Raw genomic sequence first — 18988 nt, 5'->3', positions numbered from 1 at the left:
CCTTATATATTTAAAAGGATTGTTACAAAACGAAATGCGTATTACCTGTGGCTGTAGTGATAGCCTCAAGTTATCCCACAAACTACTTTGCAGCAACCCTTTCCTATATATCTATAATTTTATGCAATTAAAATCTAATCATTCCTGGCTATAACTTAATTCTGCGTCCTTTTTCTACACTTTCCTTGGCTGCTTTCAGAATACGTAATACATCTTTAGCCTGTTCAGGCTTAACTTCCAGTTCCCTTTCGCCTGTTAGAACTCCATAAATGTTATCATAGAATTTATGATAATTACCTCTTTCTGTCTCAATTCGTCCCCGGTAATTGACACCATCTGCTTCTGTATTTAATATGCCCCAGTTTTCTTCCTCATCCTTTCCCCAATCATCTCCCACAGGTAATTCACCGGCTTTTAATTTTTCTTCCTGTACATCCATTCCGTATTTTACAAAGGAACCCTTTGTGCCATGTACCACAATATGGGGTCCCACTTCCTTTACCAGTTGACTTGCCGACAAAACCGCCTTCATCTTATCGTAATATAGATATACTTGAAAATTATCATCACCTAAAGTTTCCTCTCTTTGGGAACGGATGTCCGCATATACTTCCTTTGGCATTCCAAACAGGCACACCGCCTGATCAATAATATGAACTCCCAGATCATATAGCACACCTACACCGGCTTCGCCGGTTTCTTTCCATTCTTTTGCACTCTTACCTTTTACGAATCTGTCAAAATGAGCTTCATAATCTACAACTTCTCCTAATCTGCCTTCTTCTATTAGCTTTTTTGCAGTTAAGAAACCTCCATCCCATCTTCTATTTTGGTAAACACTTAGTAGCACTCCTTTTTCTTCTGCTGTCTGAATTAATTCTTCTGCTTCCTCAGGATAAATGCACAGAGGCTTTTCAACAATAACATTTTTACCGGCTTCTAATGCCTGTTTTGCCATGGAATAATGAAGTTTATTTGGAGTTGATATAACAATCAAATCAATATCTTCTGTTAGCAATTCTTCAAATGTTGATACCACCTTAACATATGGATATTGTTCCTTTGATTTTGATGATTTTCTTTCAAATACCTTTTTTATATTAAAATTATTATGTACATGAAGAAAGGCCGCCTGAAAAATCTGTCCTGACATACCAAAACCTGCAATACCCACATTAATTACTTTAGCCATAAAAATCCTCCTTTTTTATATTGGCTCATACTGCCGCCAGCCATGAAACTGATTCTGTTATGGTTTCCCATTTATGTACTTCTATATTGTATCATAAAGAGCTCATTTTAATCCGAATAAAAATTATATCATGTACCTGAATGAATTGCTTTCCATTCCTGTTAAGAGTTGGTTCCATGGTATTCTTGACTCCATCACGCCAAAGCTGAACGAACTGCATGAATGGGGAACTTCATACAGCTCTCAAAACAATTCTTAGAACACAAAATCCTCAGAATGACAATTTATAAAAATATGTCATCCTAAGGATTTTATATACGAAAAATCGTTACTATTAAAATTTACAATTTGATAGTATTCCGGAACTTTCTTTTTTAGCTGTTAATTAATTCTTAATGATTATGTTAAGTTAATGTCTTAAATCTTTTTGCGAAGCATCATATGCTTTAAAATGCCATCCATATAATATTCCTGAGAGTACAAAACAGGAGTTCCTTTAAAGTTGTAACCCACTTCATCCATATATAGAAGAGGAGAACCTACATCAATATGGAAAAATTCCGCTACCGTTTCATCAGCTCCAACTGCCTTAACTTCAGTTAAATCCATATAAACTTCTACGTGGCAATATTTTCTTAAGAAATGAAATATAGGTAATTTTAGTTCTTCCGTATTATATTTCGTTTCTTTAAGTAGCTTTTTTGCAATGTGATCCGTACAAAGGATAGCTGGTTTATCATCGGCAGTTATCATTCTTACAACCTGGAAGATAGGTTCATCTTCTTTAATATGAAGCTTTTCAGCAATCTGTTTATCCGCATTTATATCTCTCACATCAGCATAGGCTATTTTGGCTTTTTGACCTGTGCTTTCTATCATTTCTAAAAATTCCTGTTCTAAATCTATTCTGGTTTTAACGTTTATAACATGACGGTTAATAATCGTACCAACACCATGTTTACGGCTAATAAAGCCTTCTCTTTCCAATACCGCTAAGCAGTCTCTGATTACAGTACGGCTAACCCCCAGATATTCAGCAATTTCAACCTCGGAAGGTAAACGGTTATAATTAAAGTATATTCCGCTTTGAATTTCCTGCAATAATCTTTGCGTTACTTGTTCTGACAGTTGTAAAGTTTGTTTCACTACTTAATCCCCTCTTTATCTTTTTAGGCCTTTCAGCCTAAATAAATATAACATATATAATTTTTTCCGTCAAATAACATTTCCCTATGGATAGGTTAGTTGATTGTGAGACTTACTGTCTATTTTTTATTCCAAAACCCCTTATGCACTTCTACAATTTCTTCTTCCATTTCAGGGATCGGACCAATTACCTTAATATCTTTCTGGCCTGCAGCAATGACCTTTTCTGCACCCATATTAAAGGTTGGATTTTTCTCATCACTTCCTGTTAATTCAAGGAGTCTTTCTTCAGAAATACCATATACAATCGTCCCTATATTGGTCCAATAAATTCCACCGGTACACATTGGACAAGGTTCCACAGTGGTATAAAGAGTACAGTCCCACAGGTAGTTTTTATCAAACATTTTACTTGCTCTTGAAGCTAAGGTAAGCTCTGCATGGGCCGTTGCATCATGGGTATCTCCTTCTGCGTTACCTTGCTTTAGTACCACCTTACCTTCCCCGTCAACAAGAACCGCGCCAAAGGGAGTATTTCCCCTGGCTCTTGATTCCTTTGAAACTTCCAGTGCTTCTTTTAAATATTCAATATATTTACTATTATCCATTCTATTTACCTCTCTATAATTTGATTATTTTCCTACCACCTTCTCAAGGGCATGAAGTATATTTTCATATCCTGTACATCGGCATAAATGTCCTGAAATAAGAGTTCTTAGTTCTTCTCTTGTATATTTTTTACCGGAGTTCACTAATTCCACTCCTGTCAATATCAATCCCGGTGTACAAAATCCGCATTGAATGGCAGCTTCATCAACAAAGGCCTGTTGAACAGGATGGAGATTTCCGCTTTTACCCCGAATACCTTCAACTGTAATTATTTCTTTATTCTCAGCCCATACTGTTAAATAAACACAGCTGTTCTTTGCCTTGCCGTCTATCAATACAGTACATGCTCCGCACTCCCCTGCTTCACAGCCCTTTTTTACACTTAAAAGTCCCAATCTGTTTCTCAGGGTATCTGTCAGGCATTCCCTTTCATCAATACCTAATTCCTCCAGTTTACCGTTTACTGTCATACGAATTACTTTAATCATACTGTACCTCCTGCATTTAAAATAGCCTGTTTGGTTGCTCTCCTGCTTAGCTCCTTAATTAGCTGAATACGCAGTTCCTTTGATGCCCTCCAGCTATCCCGTGGATTTACTTCATGTAAAACTTCTCTTCTTATAGTTTTAAAAAGTTCTTCTCCTATATCCATACCCCTAACCTTTTCCTCCAAAAAAGGACAGCGGATCGGGGTAGATGAAGCTACTCCAAATGCAATTCTATAATCCTCTATAGTCTTTTTATCATCACTTAAACTAAGATTAACGGCACAGCCTAATGTTGAAATTTCCATAGCATTTCTTTGCCCGAACTTAATATAGTTGGCACCATGATTTTCATAACTGTCCTTAGGAATAATTATCTTAGTCAGCAGTTCCTTTTGTTTTTTTAAAATAGTTTTGCCCGGTCCCGTGTGAAACTGCCTGATTGGTATTAATCTTGTATCATCAGGACTTGAGATTTCCAATATAGCATCTAAAGCAAGTAATGATGGTACGCTGTCTGCACTAACTGCTCCGTTACATATATTCCCTCCAATTGTTGCTATGTTTCTTATTTGAGGACTGCCTACCTGGCTGCAGGCATACCCTAAGACAGGAATATGTTTTTGGATGATACTGTTTTCCTCAATATCTGTAAAATTCGTACCCGGACCAATCAGTATGTCTCCATTCTCTAAAATGGTTACACCATAAAGTTCCCCTATATCCTGTATGCTGATTAATGTAGCATTCTTTAATTTTCTTTCTTTCATACGGATTAAAACATCCGTACCACCATCTATAATCGTTGCATCCTCATTGTCCCCAAGGAGCTTTAATGCCTCTTGAACAGATGTTGCTTTTAATACCGTTTTAATATCATACATATCGATTACTCCCTTCCGTCTTCTATGAGTCCTGCTTTAATAAACTCGTGCACAAGGTTTTGGGGTGACATAGGAAGTTTATAAATAGAAACTCCGGTTGCATGAAGTACAGCATTTCGAATAGCAGGTGCCTGAGGAATAAGGGGCGGCTCACCAAGTGCCTTGTTCCCATAAGGTCCCGTTGGTTCATAGGTTTCAACAAAATGTGATTCCATTTCCGGAATATCCATTGATGTAGGAATTTTATAATCAAGGAGATTATTATTTAATGGCTTTCCTGTTTTGGAATCAAAAAGTAATTGCTCGCCGATTGCATAGCCTACCGCCATTGCCACACCACCATGAACCTGGCCTCTGGCAAGCTGTGGATTCAAGATCTTGCCGCTGTCATTTAAGGAAATAATCTTACTTATTTTAATTTTACCAATTGGCACATCAACCTCAAGGTCAACAAAGCTTGCACCAAAAGCAAAGCAATTGCTAAGGCAGGTATATGTTGTCTCCGCAGTAATATGTTCTGTCTGGGAACTGTCGTTTATAAAGTTTATAAGGGTTGCAACATTCCCGATACTACAAATAATCTCCTTTGTTTTCCCAATAATAATATTTTCATTTTCTATTGTAAGATCGTCTATAGAAATCTTTGCTATTGCGGCTGCCTTTCCAATAATTTTTTCCTTCATAAGCAATGCGGTCTTCTTAACAGCTCCCCCTGTAACATAGGATTGTCTTGAGGCATAGGCTCCACTGTCATAGGGCGTTATATCCGTATCCTGTGTGGATATAACATGAATCTTGCTTTCCGGTATTGTTAAAATCTCTGAGGCCATCTGTGCAAATACGGTATCAGAACCCTGTCCAAGCTCCGTAGCACCTATCTGGACCTGAATACTTCCGTCTTCATTTAGAACCATGCGGCAGGCTGCATTTTCAAGCTGGATGGGATAAACTCCTGTTTTATAGCAGAAGATTGCCATGCCTACACCCTTTTTAATGTCTTTTGAGGTTTTATTGAATTGGTCATATTCTTTTCTTTTTTTATCCCAATCTATAAGCTCTCTGCCTTTGTCAATACATTCCTCAAGTCCATTACTTTTAACGTAAAACTTATCAAATGGATCCCGAAAGCCAAGCTTCATAATATTTTTCTTTCTAAAATCTATAGGATCCCAGCCCTTTTCCATTGCAATATCATCCATTTGGCTTTCCATGGCAAAATCGATTTGAGGAATTCCATAACCTCTTAAGGCTCCTGCAGATGGCAGATTTGTATAAGCCGTAGAGGATTCGCCTATCTGTATTTCTCCTGACGGATACAGTTCGAAGAAATTTGTAACAGCATAGGCTGTTATGGAATGTCTATGGGTACCGTAAGAACCTCCATTTGAATTAAGCTTAAGTCCCTTTCTTTTAATTTTTCCATTCTCATCAACCTCTACGGATGCATATATATCCATTCCGTGACGGGTTCTTGTGTTTACAAAGGTCTCCTCCCTGGTGAGCAGGATCGCAACACATCTGCCTCCAAGCTTCTTAGACAAAAATGCTGCTACCGGTTCATACATGGTATCCTGCTTGTTTCCGAATCCTCCTCCCAAATATGGCTTAATAATCTTAACATCTCCTATTGGCATCTCAATAGCTTCAGCAACATTTCTACGTAATGTATGGGGTACCTGATTACAAGTTACAACTATCATTTTTTTGCCCTCCATATAGGCAAAGCATGAATTATTTTCAATATGGCAGGCATGTACCGGGGGTACGGAAAAATAGGTTCCTTTTAAATCCTCTCTGCCTGCTATGTATGGATCATCTGAAAACTTCCCTTTATAAAAATCTACTTCTCCATCTTTAATTTCAAAATCCATTCTGGAAAGCTCGTTTGATGGACACTGTTCATGAAGTGATATTTTGTTATTTATTGCTGCCTGTGGCGTTAAAAGAGGTTCATATTCCTCATATTCTACTACAATTTTCTCCAGAGCCTTTTGTGCATTCAGTGCATTATCTGCAACAACGGCTGCTATGTCGTCACCATAATAACGTACACGTTTACTTAAAATTAATTTATCCTTTACATCCGGATGGTTTGGATCCAGTGAAAGGGGATGGCCGGATGTTGCATAAAGTACATCAGGTACATCAAAACAAGTAAGTATTGTTTCAACGCCAGGCATTTTTAATGCTTCCTCAATATTTATGCTCTTTACAATACCATTTGCAATAGTACTGTGCAGTACCTTTGCAATAAGGGCATTACTTGGCAGCATATCCTCAACATATTTAGCAGTACCTGTTACTTTCTCAATGGCATCCACTCTGTTAATACTCTTACCAACTCCCATATTGACACCTCCAAAATAATGTATTATTCCGTCTTTTCCTACTCAGTCAAAATCAAAATAGCTGTCAAGTGAATAAGGAATTGACTTAAATTTATCAAGATAACTTCCATCTATAAGATCTTCAAAGGCTTCCATACGATAATCACCCTCTTCATATACGAATTTGACTTCATATTCCATTCCGGGCAGTCTGGCCGCCTGTGAAAAATAAGCAATGCCCCTTAATTTATCCTCCGACATCTCAATTGATTCAAAATTGATGAAAAGGGGTGTTAAATACGGATAAGAACGCTCCTTTTCAAAAGCCTTAGCGAACTCTTCTCTGGTTATTTTATCTTTATACTCCTGAATTAAAAAATCATATATATTTTCAGGAGTCTCATAGTTATAATTAATTTCATCAGCAAAAGCTTTTACTCTTTCTTCTGCATTCTTTGCAGAAATATTCGATTTTGTACAGCCTGTAAGTAAATAGGCTGTGCATAATATACACAGAAAAGCCCATGATATTTTTATCATCTTTCCAGCCTCGAATATGGAATAGTATAAGCACTTGGAATCTCTGATTTCTTTGAAGCCAATATTAGTGCTAATACTGTCATAATATAAGGCAACATTAATAATAATTGATTGGCAATATTAATGCCTAAGGCCTGAAGCCTCATTTGCAGGGCTGATGCAAATCCAAAAAGCAAAGCCCCCAACATGGAACGTTTTGGTATGAATCTGGAGAAAATAACTACCGAAATAGCAATATAGCCACGGCCTCCTATAATTGCCTCCGTAAACTGATTTAAATAGGCAATGGTCATAAATGCACCTGCTGCACCTGCATAGGCACCACCGATCAAAACAGCACTGTAGCGGATTTTTGCTACACTGATTCCCTTTGAATCAGCAGCTCTTGGATGCTCACCAACTGCCTTAATTTTCAAACCGAAAGTGGTTTTTTCTAATACAAACCATGTAATAGGAACCAGTAAGAATCCAAGATAAACTAAAATATTATGTTGAAAAAATATTGGTCCGATTATTGGTATATCTGATAGTAATGGAATATTTATTATTGAAAAAGTTTCAACCTGTGGAGGAAGCTTTTGAATTCCAAATATTACACGGTAGGCATATACGGCAACACCAGCTCCCAGAATATTTAACCCAATTCCTGCTATAACCTGATTTGCTTTCATTGTAATACTGAGGCATGCCATTAATAAGCTCCACAGCATACCAAAGATAATACCTCCTAAAATTCCAATCCACAAATTACCTGTCAGGTAAGCAACCGAAAAACCAGACACAGCCCCAATGGTCATAGTGCCTTCAACACCCAGGTTCAAAATACCGGCCTTTTGTGTAAATATCTGGCCTAATGCTGGAACAAGAATAGGAGTTGCTAAACGAATTGTACTAGCCAGCAGGCTCACAAGAAATCCTAGTGTAAATATATTACTTAGCATAGTTTTTCCTCCTTCCAATCCACTCTTTCATCGTATATTTTATTGCAGTATTCCGAAATGCTGTTCTGGCTATTACAAAAATAATAATCAATCCCTTTATAACATCCACTATTGAATATGGTACATTGGTCATACGCTGCATGCATGAACCACCGACCATAAGAATAGAAAAGAAGAAAGAAGAAATAACGATGCCCAGGGGATTTAATTCGCCTAAAAGAGCTATAACAACTGCAATATCACCATAACCACTTGATATTCCTTCCAGTAAACGATATTGAACACCATAAGTTTCATTCCAACCGGCAAGACCTGCAAAAGCACCTGAAATCATCATTGTAATGATTATTGTTCTTTTCACATTTATACCTGCATAGGTAGAAACTTTTTCTCCCTGTCCGATTAAGTCTGTTTTATACCCAAGAGGGGTTTTCCAGAAGAAAAACATCAACAGGATAATTAAAATCATGATTACAATTCCGGCATGGATGCGATAATTACTAAACAGCAGAGGTATTCTGAGGGATTCCTTCAAAACCTCTGATTGGGCTAATTCACCCTGTGGATCCATCATAGGTCCATATACCAAAAAAGCAAGAAAATAAGTTGCAATGTAGTTAAGCATTAAGGTTGTAATAACCTCATTTGCATTGAACTTTGTTTTTAACCATCCTGCAAGACCTGCCCACAGGCCGCCTGCCAGTATAGCAGAAAGGATAGATAAAGGTACTATCAGAAAAGGCGGTAATTCCACATAGATACCAATAGCAGCTGAGGCAATAGCACCCATGGTAAACTGCCCATCTGCACCTATATTCCAAAGCTGGGCCTTATAAGCGATAGATATACCTAATGCCATTATAGTAAGGGGAATCATCTTTATAAACAATTCCGACAATCTTAGCTTACTGCCAAAAGCACCGGATATAATTGTGGCGTATGCTTCCATTGGTTTATTACCGGATATAAGGACCAATACTGCTCCAATTATAAGTGCCAGGGCTATCATAGCCACTGCACCGGCGGCTTTTTTTCCACTGTTTAATAGTTTAGTTTTCACAACTAGCCACCTCCTGCTTTTTACCCATCATCAATGCACCAATTTCATGAGTACTTGCACCCCTTGGCAAAATTCCCATTAACTTTCCGTCAAAAATTACTGCTATTCTATCTGATAACTGTAATATTTCTTCCAGATCTGCTGAAATAAGAAGTACGGAAGTTCCTGCATTTCTTGCATCCAGAACTTTTTTTCTCACATATTCGGCGGCACTTACATCAAGTCCCCTTGTAGGCTGATTGGCTATAAGAACCTGTGGATTTAAATTAATTTCCCTTGCAAGTATTATTTTTTGTTGATTACCGCCGGAAAGAGCTCTTGCCTTTTCTTCACCGTTAATTGATTTGATTTGATACTCCGACTTTGTCTCATTCCAATACTTATCAATGACCTTCGGCTGCAAGAGTCCATTTTTTACAAATGGAGCCTTATTCAGTTCCTTTAGAATCAGATTTCTTTTTAAGCTCCAATTTAAAGCAAGTCCTGTTGTATGCCTGTCTTCGGGAATATGTGAAACCCCCTGTTCTATGTAATATACCGGCTCTTTGTTTACCATTTTCTTATCATTTAATATAATTTCGCCACTGTCGGATTTTCTAAGCCCCGTTAATACCTCACATAATTCTTTCTGACCATTACCATCAACCCCTATAACCTCATTCTCTCTAATGTCAAGAGAAAACTCCTTTAATGCTGGCAATCCCTTATCATTTTTTGCACAAACATTTTTAATGCTGTACTTTACTTCTCCCGGTTCTATTGTATTCTTGGGAAAATCGAAAAGTACATCCCTTCCAACCATCATTCTTGTTAGGTCATCCTTGGTTACTGTAGAGTCAACTGCTCTTCTGCCAATCATTTTGCCATCTCTAAGAACTGTCACTTCATCAGCTATTGATGTGATTTCCTCTAATTTATGTGTAATTAAAATAATTGATTTACCATCATCCCTCATTTCCTTCAGGGTTTCGAAAAATGCATCCACCTCCTGTGGTGTCAAAACCGCTGTTGGTTCATCAAGAATTAAAATTTCTGCCCCCTGATACATGGCGGTCAAAATTTCAACCCGCTGCTGCTCACCTACGGACAATTGCCATATCTTTGAATATGGGTCAATTTCCATTTTATATTTTTCTGCCAACGTTTTTAATTCTTCTGCCGTCTGCTTCGTGTCAAGTAATATTCCCCGTCTGGACTTTCTTCCAAGCATCACGTTTTCCACAACAGAAAAAGGACGTGCCAGCATAAAATGCTGATGTACCATACCGATTCCCAGTGATATAGCTTTAACCGGTGATGATATATTTTCTTTTTTTCCGTTTATGAAAATTTCTCCATCTTCCTGATTATAAAGCCCGTAAAGTATATTCATTAATGTTGTCTTACCTGCACCGTTTTCCCCTAACAATCCATGTATTGAACCTCTTTTGAGTTTAAATTCTATACTATCCAGGACTTTTACGTCATTAAAACTTTTTGTTATCTTCTCCATTTTAACTGCTATAGTTTCCATATGCAGTCCCCCAGTCTTAATATAGTTTTCCTAAGCAAATCAGTATTATTTTTTGAAACTTACATTTATTGTAGATTATTTGTTTTGTGTAATCTCAGGTATTTCAATTTCACCTTTTTTTAGTTGTTGGAAAGTGTTCTCTATAAATTTCTTTTCTTCTTCCTTCAGCATACCTTTGGGATCATTGATTTCTGTGTAAACCAAACCATCATTTGCGATATTTATCCAGTAGATTCTTTTATCATCAGAAAGAGTTTTGAAGCTTCCTGATTTAATATCATCAAAGATCTGAGCTATAACAGCTTCCCATTTGTATTGAAGTCCTGATAATACATTCTTTTCTCCCAGGCTAACCTGATCTTCCACGTTACCTAAAGCATATTTGTCTTTCTCTACTGCTGCCTGTACAACGCCTAGACCAATCCCATCACCTGAGTGCCAGATTACATCTACTCCGGAATCATACATTCCAACCGCTGCCTCATAAGCACCTGCCGTATCAGTCCAGTCACCTGTATATACCTCTTGAATCTCTATCAGAGGATTAATTGATTTAGCGCCTAATTTATAGCCCTCATGTCCTCGGAAAATTTCAGAAGCATCTGCGCCGCCAACTACTCCTATTTTACCTGTTTCTGATGTAAGTGCTGCTATAACACCCATTATGTAACCGCCTGACTCAAGGTCAACATCATAAATGGCAGAATTTTCTTCGAATTTGTATCCTGTACCTAAAAGGAAACAGGTATCGGGATATTTTTTTGAAACAGATATAATTGGTTCCATGAACTGAAATCCATGACCAAAAACAACATCATAACCTTGGTCTGCAAAATCAGCCAACGCAGGTTGAATATCTGCCACTTCATAAACGTTCTCTACAATTTTTAATTCAATGTCTTCTTCATGTTCCTCCATGTATGCGGTCATGCCTTCATACATAGCTTGATTAAAGGATACATCATCCTTTTTGCCTGGAAGAATTAATGCAACTTTTAGCTTTTCTTTTGAGGCACCAACTGACTTTGATGGTGAAGCACATCCCGTAAGAGATACCAGAACCGTTACTAATACCATAGAAAATACTGCCATCGACTTAATAATTCTTTTCATTTTGACACTCCTTCTTTCTCACCTTTTGCAGGGAAATAATTTATTTATCTATAAGGCTGAACCTTTAGACAACATTTTTTGACGGCTTTTCCTTCTACACAACTGAAATTTTCTTTATTTCATTTAAAGATATTATCTTATAGGTAATACCTTTAAGGTATTACCTATTTTCCAAGTATAGATTATCTTGTTTTCTTTGTCAAGTTTTTATTAGTTATTTCGCTTATTTTTTTCCTTTTAAGTTGTTATTTATGTATATATTCACCATCCATTCTATTAAGCAAATATTGGCATTTGGCACTTTTGCTGTTTTACGGACTTATGCAAGGCATGTTATTGGTACTCTTGAAATATTTTGTAAATTAAGCTATTATAAAAAGTGGCTAACATAATATATTGATTACAGAAAAAAGTGGGTTTCTGAAGAAAATGAATAAGATTTGGTTTACAAAGATGGAATCCTATATACTATTCTGAGAATGCATTAAAGGAGTTTTTTATGAAGGAAGAAATAGGTTTTAAGGAATTAGAAAAAAATATAGAAACTACAATTTATGAAGGAATCTTAAAATTAGGATACAATCCTGATGAAGCATTAAGCATTTATTATGATCTTGACCTGCTGAACTATCTGTTACAGAAAGATTTCATCCACAATATCCAATGTTTGGATCATTTACAGGAATTTATTACTTACGTTAATCCACGTTTATATAATATCGATATCTTACTGGAAAAAGGCAGATTTAAATTCACAGTACCTAAGGAAGGTATTGCTTATATATACAAGGAAAACCAGAATAATAATTTTTTAACAGAATTAATTAAACTGGTTAAAACTCATAACTTTACACTGGAAGATGTCCTGGCTGTATTCGGCCATTATTCCAATGAGTTTGTATGTGAAGAAATGAATAATTCTGAATTTCAATATGTGATTTATTTTAAAGACAGTAATATTGACAAATTCAAATATTGCTTCTCCTTTGATGAAATGGGAGGATATTACCACCGCCTCCTTGACTACAGCTTTAATAGAATTATGGAAGAATAAGATTATATTAAGTCACAGTGATAAATTTCTGTATATATTAATTGTCCTCCGATGGTTTCTGATTTCATAAGGCTCACTCTATTAACAGCCATCTCCATTGGAGGAATTGTCTTTTTAAATTCTTCTATATCAAAAGTATTTTTGAACACAACTTTTCTCCCTAAAGTAAGGTGTGGCCTATATTCTCTATCTTCAATAATAAATCCACTATTTCTTAATTCTTTAACAATAGCTTTATTTAATTGAGATAATAGAGAATTATTCTTTATTCCAGCCCAGTATATATCCCCTTCTCTACGATTAAATTTTCCTAAACCTTCAATAGATAAAGTAAAGGATTTAATCTCTGGTTGTTCTATTGCCATATTCATTGCTTTTTGAATATCTTTTAAAGCATTGCTTTCACCTATAAAGGCTATTGTAAGATGAAAATTATCTTTTTTAGTAAAATTCCCTTTTATGGAGTTCTGTTTCATATATTGAGTTATTTTAAATAAATCGGATTTAATTTCAGGTGTAAAATTCACTGCAATAAATAGTCTCATATCTTAATCTCCTTTAATTATTATGGAAATCTTCTCTTCTTATTATGTCTATCTAATAATTATACTTATTTAAAAATTATGGTTATCTAATAATTAATGCCTATCAGCTGGCATGCCTATCTGTAAATATATTTATCTGTTCTAAGAATATCATGGCATTTGTGTAATTGCAATATAGCATTAAGATGTGAAAAATAAATAATATTATTCTTATATGCTTATACTAAATTAAAATTGTACTTATGAAACCCGTACAAAAGAATCTGGAATTAAGCAATTAAGATAAAAATCGGAGACTGTATAATGGACCTTTTTGAAACCAAATCTATCAAACCCATGTTAATAAAAGATATACAAGAACCTTTTAATTCGCCGGATTATATTTATGAATTAAAATTAGATGGCATAAGATGCATTGCTTATCTGAATGAAACAGCCACAGATTTAAGAAATAAAGAAAATGATCTACTGCTTCCCTATTATCCCGAATTAGCAGATATTCATGTTTTTACTAAGGGAAAGTGTATTCTGGATGGTGAATTAGTAATCATTAAAAATGGTGTTCCTGACTTTTTTGAAATGCAAAGAAGAATGCATTTAGATGATAAAATTAAAATTGAGCTGGCAGCCAGACAATATCCTGCCAGTTATGTTGCTTATGATATCTTGTATCTTAATAACAAAGAATTGATTGACTTACCCCTGCTGCGGCGGAAAGAGATACTAGAAGAAGTGATAAATGAAAATGCAAAATTAGCAGTAACCAGATACGTATGGGAATATGGAATAGAATTGCATGATTTTACAAAACAACAGAACTTAGAAGGTGTGGTGGGTAAAGGGAAAGACAGTAAATATTACTTTGATGCAGAAACAAGGAATTGGATCACATTTAAAAACTGGGGTAACAGGAATTTTGTAGTCTGTGGGTATATACGAAAAGAAAAAGGTATCACAAGCCTTATATTAGGCCAATATCGCGGTACTGAATTACTCTATAAAGGACATGTAACCTTAGGAGTTCCCTTAAATTTTGCATCGGAATACAATTTAAAAAAGATTGACTCTTCTCCATTCCGGTTAACTCCTTCCTGCGGCAAAGAAGCTATATGGCTAAATCCTGAGTTAGTTTGTGAGATACATTATATGCCTAATAAGAAAGGAAGGCCAGGTAAGCCGGTATTAAGAGGTATTAGAGAGGGTAAAAACCCCTTTGAGTGTCAGGAAGAACCAAAAAAATAAAAACGGCTTAATTTTATCATGATTTAAACCGTTTTTTATTATTAAATTTATTTTACTTCAACTGTCCAGTTAAAGGTATCTTGGATTTTTCCTAATTGAAGTCCGGTAATGGTATCATAAAATTTCTGACTATATTCACCGATTTGGCCGTCCCCAACCTGCATAATGTGATTTTCCCATCTTAGTTCTTTTACAGGTGAAATTACGGCTGCTGTACCTGTTCCAAATATTTCTTCCAATTTGCCGTTCTTATAAGCTTCATATATTTCATCAATAGAAATTTTTCTTTCCTCTACCGGTAAACCCCATGCTTTGCAAAGATTAATAACAGAATCCCTGGTTACTCCCGGTAAAATGCTTCCATTTAACTGAGGTGTTATAACTGTACCATCAATTTTAAAGAAAATATTCATTGCACCTACTTCTTCAATGTATTTGCGTTCTACCCCATCTAACCATAATACCTGAGAGTAGCCTTCCTGATGGGCTTTCACCTGTGATTTCAGGGAAGCTACATAATTTCCCCCTGTTTTTGCTTCTCCAATGCCGCCTCTTACTGCTCTCACATATTCATCTTCAATCCAAATCTTAACTGGATCCAATCCTTCCGGATAATAGGCTCCAACCGGTGATAAGATAATGATAAATAAATATGTATCAGAAGGTCTTACACCTAAATAAGGATCTGTTGCGATTACAAATGGTCTTATATACAAGGAGGTTCCGGGTTTTGTGGGAATCCATGCTTCATCTGTTTTAACAATGGCTTTTAATGCGTCAAGAAAGTCTTCTTCAGGAATCTCAGGAATGCAAAGTCTTCTATTTGATTGATTTGCTCTTTCAATATTCTTATTAGGCCGGAATAATAAAGTTCTTCCTTCTTCTGTCTTGTAAGCCTTTAAGCCTTCAAACATTTCCTGTCCATAATGAAATACCATGGCAGACGGATCTAAACAAAGGGATTGATAAGGAACGATTCTTGCATCATGCCATCCTTTTCCTGTTTCATAATTCATTAGAAACATATGGTCCGTAAATATGGTACCAAACTTTAACGGATTATCTGCCTTTGGAAGTTCCTTGGGTGTAGTTGTTCTCTCGATTCTAATATCTAACATGGTTTTCATCCTTCTTTCTAAAGTACATATTCATTCACTTTTTTTTATATAATTACTATATTAATCTTCCTATTCTTATTTTTCAAGTATTTTGTTCAGGAAACTATATAATAAATATATATATTTATACTTTTTCCGTTAATTATACAAAGTAGGCCTAAATCTTTTTAATTCTCTTTTGTAATCATTATGCATAAATATAGCTCTTATCAAAGAGCTATGATTGAAAATAGTTCTTGATAATGGGAATATAACTCCTAATTTAGGACTTGAATATATTGGAATTAATGTTATATTTAAAGGTAAATATTTGATTAAAATTGATTGTAGTAAGTGGAGTTGAAACAATAAGGAACAGTATTGTTTGGATATGCAAAGAAAACTTTTATTAGTAGTTGGATAAATGAATAAAGAAAGGTAGAATAAGTAATGATAATCACAGATTTTACACAGGAACACATAGAAGAAGCACTTAAAATCGCAAAGGCAAATTATGAGGAAGAACGCCGCTTTGTACCTATTCTTCCAACAGTTGATGTTTTGCCTGACTTAGAGGAATTTGCAGAAAACGGCCTAGGTGTCTCTGCATTTGAGGGTAATAAAATGGTTGGTTTCTTATGCTGTTATAAACCTTGGAACAATGCTTTTACAACATATGCAAGAGGTACATTTTCACCTATTCATGCTCATGGTGCTATTAACGAAAATAGAGAAAAAATTTATAAGCGGATGTACCAGTCAGCGGCTGAAAAATGGGTAAAAGCTGGTATCAGTAGCCATTCTATAGGTTTATATGCACATGACCCCCAAGGAATAAATGCCTTTTTTACATATGGGTTTGGGTTACGCTGCGTTGATGCAATTCGTCCGATGGAGGAAATACAAGAAAAGCCCTGTTCTGACTTTACATATTCCCAACTTAAAAAAGCAGATGAAAGTGAAGTTACAACACTTCGCCGAGAACTGAGTGCACACTTAGCTGAAAGCCCATGTTTTATGAAAACCACAACCCAGGATTTTGACCTGACTGACGCAAATGATCAAAATTCTCGTATATTTATTGCCAGGCATAATAATTCAATTATAGCATTTTTGGAAGTAACTGATAGTGGAGAAAATTTTGCTACTTCAACCCCGGATATGCAGAATATTTGTGGTGCTTACTGTTTATCTGAATATAGAGGCAACGGCGTTAGCCAAGGGCTGTTAAATTTTATGATTACAACTTTAAGAAATGATGGTTACACTCGTCTCGGAGTAGACTTTGAAAGTTTTAATCCAACCGCCTATGGCTTTTGGCTAAAACATTTTACAGCATATACACAGGGTGTTGTCCGCAGGATAGACGAAAAAGCACTTCCTGAAAATATGTTAAAATAGCAAAGCAAATATTTAGTTGTAGCCTAATTAAAGAATGGAATAAAATTTTTACATAGAAAATTTAGATGTATATTATTTAGCAGATTAGTACTATGAGAATATTATTTCAGATTATGTATAGCTGTGTGCATTATATACATATAACTCCTCACTGCTTTATAGTGGATTGATTTTAAAAACCAATTTCATATAAATAAGTGAGGAGTTATATTTTTTAATACTAAACTAGTAGTGTCTAACTATTTTATTTTAAGGGGGGAAATGTTTTATTTTAATGTTTTAATATAATGCTTTCAATTTAATGTCTTTAAGTGTAATACTTTCAATGAACACTTTTTCATTGACACTAAGAGTTTACATATAAGGTCTTATTTGTGTATGTTATATTCTTAATTATCAGGTTATTCGTATAGAAAGTGTAGATTATTTACAGTCTTAAAATTAAGAACAATATTTACTTTCTAACTCTTCCAACATAGTTTTATAATATGCCTGGGTTCCTTTATCTTCTGCTTCTTTTTCAAAAGCTTCCGTTTTTTTATTTATACCTTCTATGATTTCCTGTGGTAAATTTTTAGCTCCAAAGCTATATACAACTTCGTCTTCTTTTGCAATATGACGGGTTAAAAGATGGGTATAACCTACAGCATTACTAATGACGTCCAGTTTACTTTCTTCATCACCATTTTTTACTCTTTCCAAAGCTTCCTCCAAATCAGACATATACAATCTGCCCAGATCATGTTCCACCAACATTCCGTGAGTGATTAGATTATCCGCTATTTTACCAAGATGATTCTGCATTTCTTTAAATAATAGCTTTTCTTCTTTTCCGTGGTGATGTTTATCAACATAGCTTCGTACAAAATCAATCATCTTACCAAAATCCTCATAATCGATTTCCTTGCCCTGGAATATAGTATAACAGGCACTGCGGATTACTTTTAACATACGGGTTGCGTATTTGTGTTCTTCAACCATTAAATCAATACTGTTCATTGGCTATCCACCTTCTTTCTATCATTTTATCTTACTATTCTACTGATAGTTTCATCAAGCTTTTCATAAGTTATATCAGCATGTGACAATAATCCTTTGATATATTCTTCTCTTAATATATAGTAAATTTTAATATCTCCGCCAACTTCTGTCCAATAATTCTCATGTACACATAGGTTACGCTTCCATATAATTTCATTATCTTCCTGTGAAACCAACAAGTTAGCGTGATCACAGGGCATTCCGTCAAGCAGGGTATCGTTTAAGCTTTTATATGCTTCTGCTATAGTAGCGTCTTTACTTAAAATAGATTCTTTTTCCCCTAGAGTTCTAAATATTTCTTTTAGCTCCTCCAGGTTCTTAGAACCTTCCTTTAATAAGGTGGTAACTGCATCTGCCAGTCTATATTCTACTGTTGATACACATTCTTGAAGCCAGCCATGTATATTGGAAGTGTCTATCTGTTCTTCCAAGGGTCTTAAATCAATGGTTCCATATTGATTATCCAGCTTGCTTCTTAAATCATAATTTAAGTTTTTACTTTTCGCAAATTGAATGACTGCCTCCACCATGTTGTTTTGCAATTTTATTTTATTGTATAACCAATAATGAATTGGGCCAAGAAAAGCACTCATGTTACCTCCTTATATGTGAACATAACCGGGAAATTGCATTTTCACCGGTTATGATTGTTGTAGTCATAAACAATCTTATTTTATTATTTCAAAGTACTGCTTTATTATTCCAATAGTGTTATATTTATTGATTTCTTACTATCAGAATTTTACTTTCTTATTTAATTCAATGAATGTTTTTATCTCAAGGGATATTATTTTCATA

18 protein-coding genes are annotated in these 18988 nt (G+C 35.3%); 3 read left to right on the top strand and 15 right to left on the bottom strand.

Going from position 1 to position 18988, the window contains the following annotated elements; all coding sequences use genetic code 11:
- Positions 1 to 148: 148 nt before the first annotated feature.
- From BM183_RS07395 to BM183_RS07345, 11 genes are all read right to left on the bottom strand, one after another.
- The gene (locus BM183_RS07395) at positions 149 to 1192 is read right to left on the bottom strand and encodes a Gfo/Idh/MocA family oxidoreductase (protein ID WP_091685737.1); all 1044 of its coding nucleotides are present in this window, start codon (positions 1190 to 1192) and stop codon (positions 149 to 151) included.
- 417 nt (positions 1193 to 1609) lie between these two features.
- Entirely contained in the window at positions 1610 to 2338 is a 729-nt protein-coding gene (locus BM183_RS07390) for a GntR family transcriptional regulator (protein WP_091685736.1), read from the bottom strand.
- A 119-nt stretch (positions 2339 to 2457) separates the two neighbouring features.
- Positions 2458 to 2946 carry a nucleoside deaminase gene (locus BM183_RS07385; protein WP_091685734.1) on the bottom strand — a complete coding sequence of 163 codons (489 nt, stop codon included), beginning with the start codon at positions 2944 to 2946 and terminating at the stop codon, positions 2458 to 2460.
- A gap of 24 nt (positions 2947 to 2970) precedes the next feature.
- On the bottom strand, positions 2971 to 3435 hold the full coding sequence (xdhC, locus tag BM183_RS07380; RefSeq protein WP_091685733.1) for a xanthine dehydrogenase subunit XdhC: 465 nt from the start codon (positions 3433 to 3435) through the stop codon (positions 2971 to 2973).
- Entirely contained in the window at positions 3432 to 4316 is an 885-nt protein-coding gene (gene xdhB / locus BM183_RS07375; protein WP_091685731.1) for a xanthine dehydrogenase subunit XdhB, read from the bottom strand. The genes xdhC and xdhB overlap by 4 nt, the downstream gene beginning before the upstream one ends.
- Positions 4317 to 4321: 5 nt before the next feature.
- On the bottom strand, positions 4322 to 6664 hold the full coding sequence (xdhA, locus tag BM183_RS07370) for a xanthine dehydrogenase subunit XdhA (RefSeq protein WP_091685730.1): 2343 nt from the start codon (positions 6662 to 6664) through the stop codon (positions 4322 to 4324).
- A gap of 42 nt (positions 6665 to 6706) precedes the next feature.
- Positions 6707 to 7183, bottom strand: coding sequence for a hypothetical protein (locus BM183_RS07365; RefSeq protein WP_091685728.1), 477 nt, complete (start codon positions 7181 to 7183; stop codon positions 6707 to 6709).
- On the bottom strand, positions 7180 to 8124 hold the full coding sequence (locus BM183_RS07360; protein ID WP_091685868.1) for an ABC transporter permease: 945 nt from the start codon (positions 8122 to 8124) through the stop codon (positions 7180 to 7182). Before BM183_RS07360 ends, BM183_RS07365 begins: the two co-directional genes overlap by 4 nt.
- Positions 8114 to 9184 carry an ABC transporter permease gene (locus BM183_RS07355; RefSeq protein WP_091685727.1) on the bottom strand — a complete coding sequence of 357 codons (1071 nt, stop codon included), beginning with the start codon at positions 9182 to 9184 and terminating at the stop codon, positions 8114 to 8116. Before BM183_RS07355 ends, BM183_RS07360 begins: the two co-directional genes overlap by 11 nt.
- Positions 9174 to 10697, bottom strand: coding sequence for an ABC transporter ATP-binding protein (locus BM183_RS07350; protein ID WP_091685725.1), 1524 nt, complete (start codon positions 10695 to 10697; stop codon positions 9174 to 9176). The genes BM183_RS07355 and BM183_RS07350 overlap by 11 nt, the downstream gene beginning before the upstream one ends.
- 75 nt (positions 10698 to 10772) lie before the next feature.
- A complete protein-coding gene (locus tag BM183_RS07345; RefSeq protein WP_091685724.1) occupies positions 10773 to 11810 on the bottom strand; it encodes a BMP family lipoprotein in 1038 nt (345 codons plus the stop codon).
- A 499-nt stretch (positions 11811 to 12309) separates the two neighbouring features.
- On the opposite strand from BM183_RS07345, the gene BM183_RS07340 reads away from it, so the two are divergent.
- A complete protein-coding gene (locus BM183_RS07340) occupies positions 12310 to 12864 on the top strand; it encodes a DUF3877 family protein (protein WP_091685722.1) in 555 nt (184 codons plus the stop codon).
- A 2-nt stretch (positions 12865 to 12866) separates the two neighbouring features.
- On the opposite strand, the gene thpR is transcribed toward BM183_RS07340, so the two are convergent.
- Positions 12867 to 13409 carry an RNA 2',3'-cyclic phosphodiesterase gene (gene thpR, locus BM183_RS07335; protein WP_091685720.1) on the bottom strand — a complete coding sequence of 181 codons (543 nt, stop codon included), beginning with the start codon at positions 13407 to 13409 and terminating at the stop codon, positions 12867 to 12869.
- A 303-nt stretch (positions 13410 to 13712) separates the two neighbouring features.
- Here thpR and BM183_RS07330 point away from each other — a divergent pair, with 303 nt between their 5' ends.
- A complete protein-coding gene (locus BM183_RS07330) occupies positions 13713 to 14651 on the top strand; it encodes an ATP-dependent DNA ligase (protein WP_091685718.1) in 939 nt (312 codons plus the stop codon).
- 47 nt (positions 14652 to 14698) lie between these two features.
- Here BM183_RS07330 and BM183_RS07325 read toward each other — a convergent pair whose 3' ends face one another.
- On the bottom strand, positions 14699 to 15769 hold the full coding sequence (locus BM183_RS07325; protein ID WP_091685717.1) for a branched-chain amino acid aminotransferase: 1071 nt from the start codon (positions 15767 to 15769) through the stop codon (positions 14699 to 14701).
- A 429-nt stretch (positions 15770 to 16198) separates the two neighbouring features.
- Here BM183_RS07325 and BM183_RS07320 point away from each other — a divergent pair, with 429 nt between their 5' ends.
- Positions 16199 to 17149 carry a GNAT family N-acetyltransferase gene (locus BM183_RS07320; protein WP_091685715.1) on the top strand — a complete coding sequence of 317 codons (951 nt, stop codon included), beginning with the start codon at positions 16199 to 16201 and terminating at the stop codon, positions 17147 to 17149.
- A gap of 441 nt (positions 17150 to 17590) precedes the next feature.
- Here the strand turns inward: BM183_RS07320 and BM183_RS07315 are convergent, their stop codons facing one another.
- Together BM183_RS07315 and BM183_RS07310 are read right to left on the bottom strand one after the other, a co-directional pair.
- Positions 17591 to 18148: a hemerythrin domain-containing protein gene (locus BM183_RS07315; RefSeq protein WP_091685714.1), complete on the bottom strand. Its 558-nt coding sequence runs from the start codon at positions 18146 to 18148 to the stop codon at positions 17591 to 17593.
- Positions 18149 to 18174: 26 nt separating this feature from the next.
- A complete protein-coding gene (locus BM183_RS07310; protein ID WP_091685712.1) occupies positions 18175 to 18783 on the bottom strand; it encodes a hypothetical protein in 609 nt (202 codons plus the stop codon).
- Positions 18784 to 18988 lie beyond the last annotated feature (205 nt).

This window comes from Anaerocolumna aminovalerica, assembly GCF_900115365.1.
In the GTDB taxonomy this organism is placed as follows: Bacteria; Bacillota; Clostridia; order Lachnospirales; family Lachnospiraceae; genus Anaerocolumna; species Anaerocolumna aminovalerica.
Note: the sequence above shows the minus strand (reverse complement) of the source record. Positions and strands in the feature narration are given on the sequence as shown.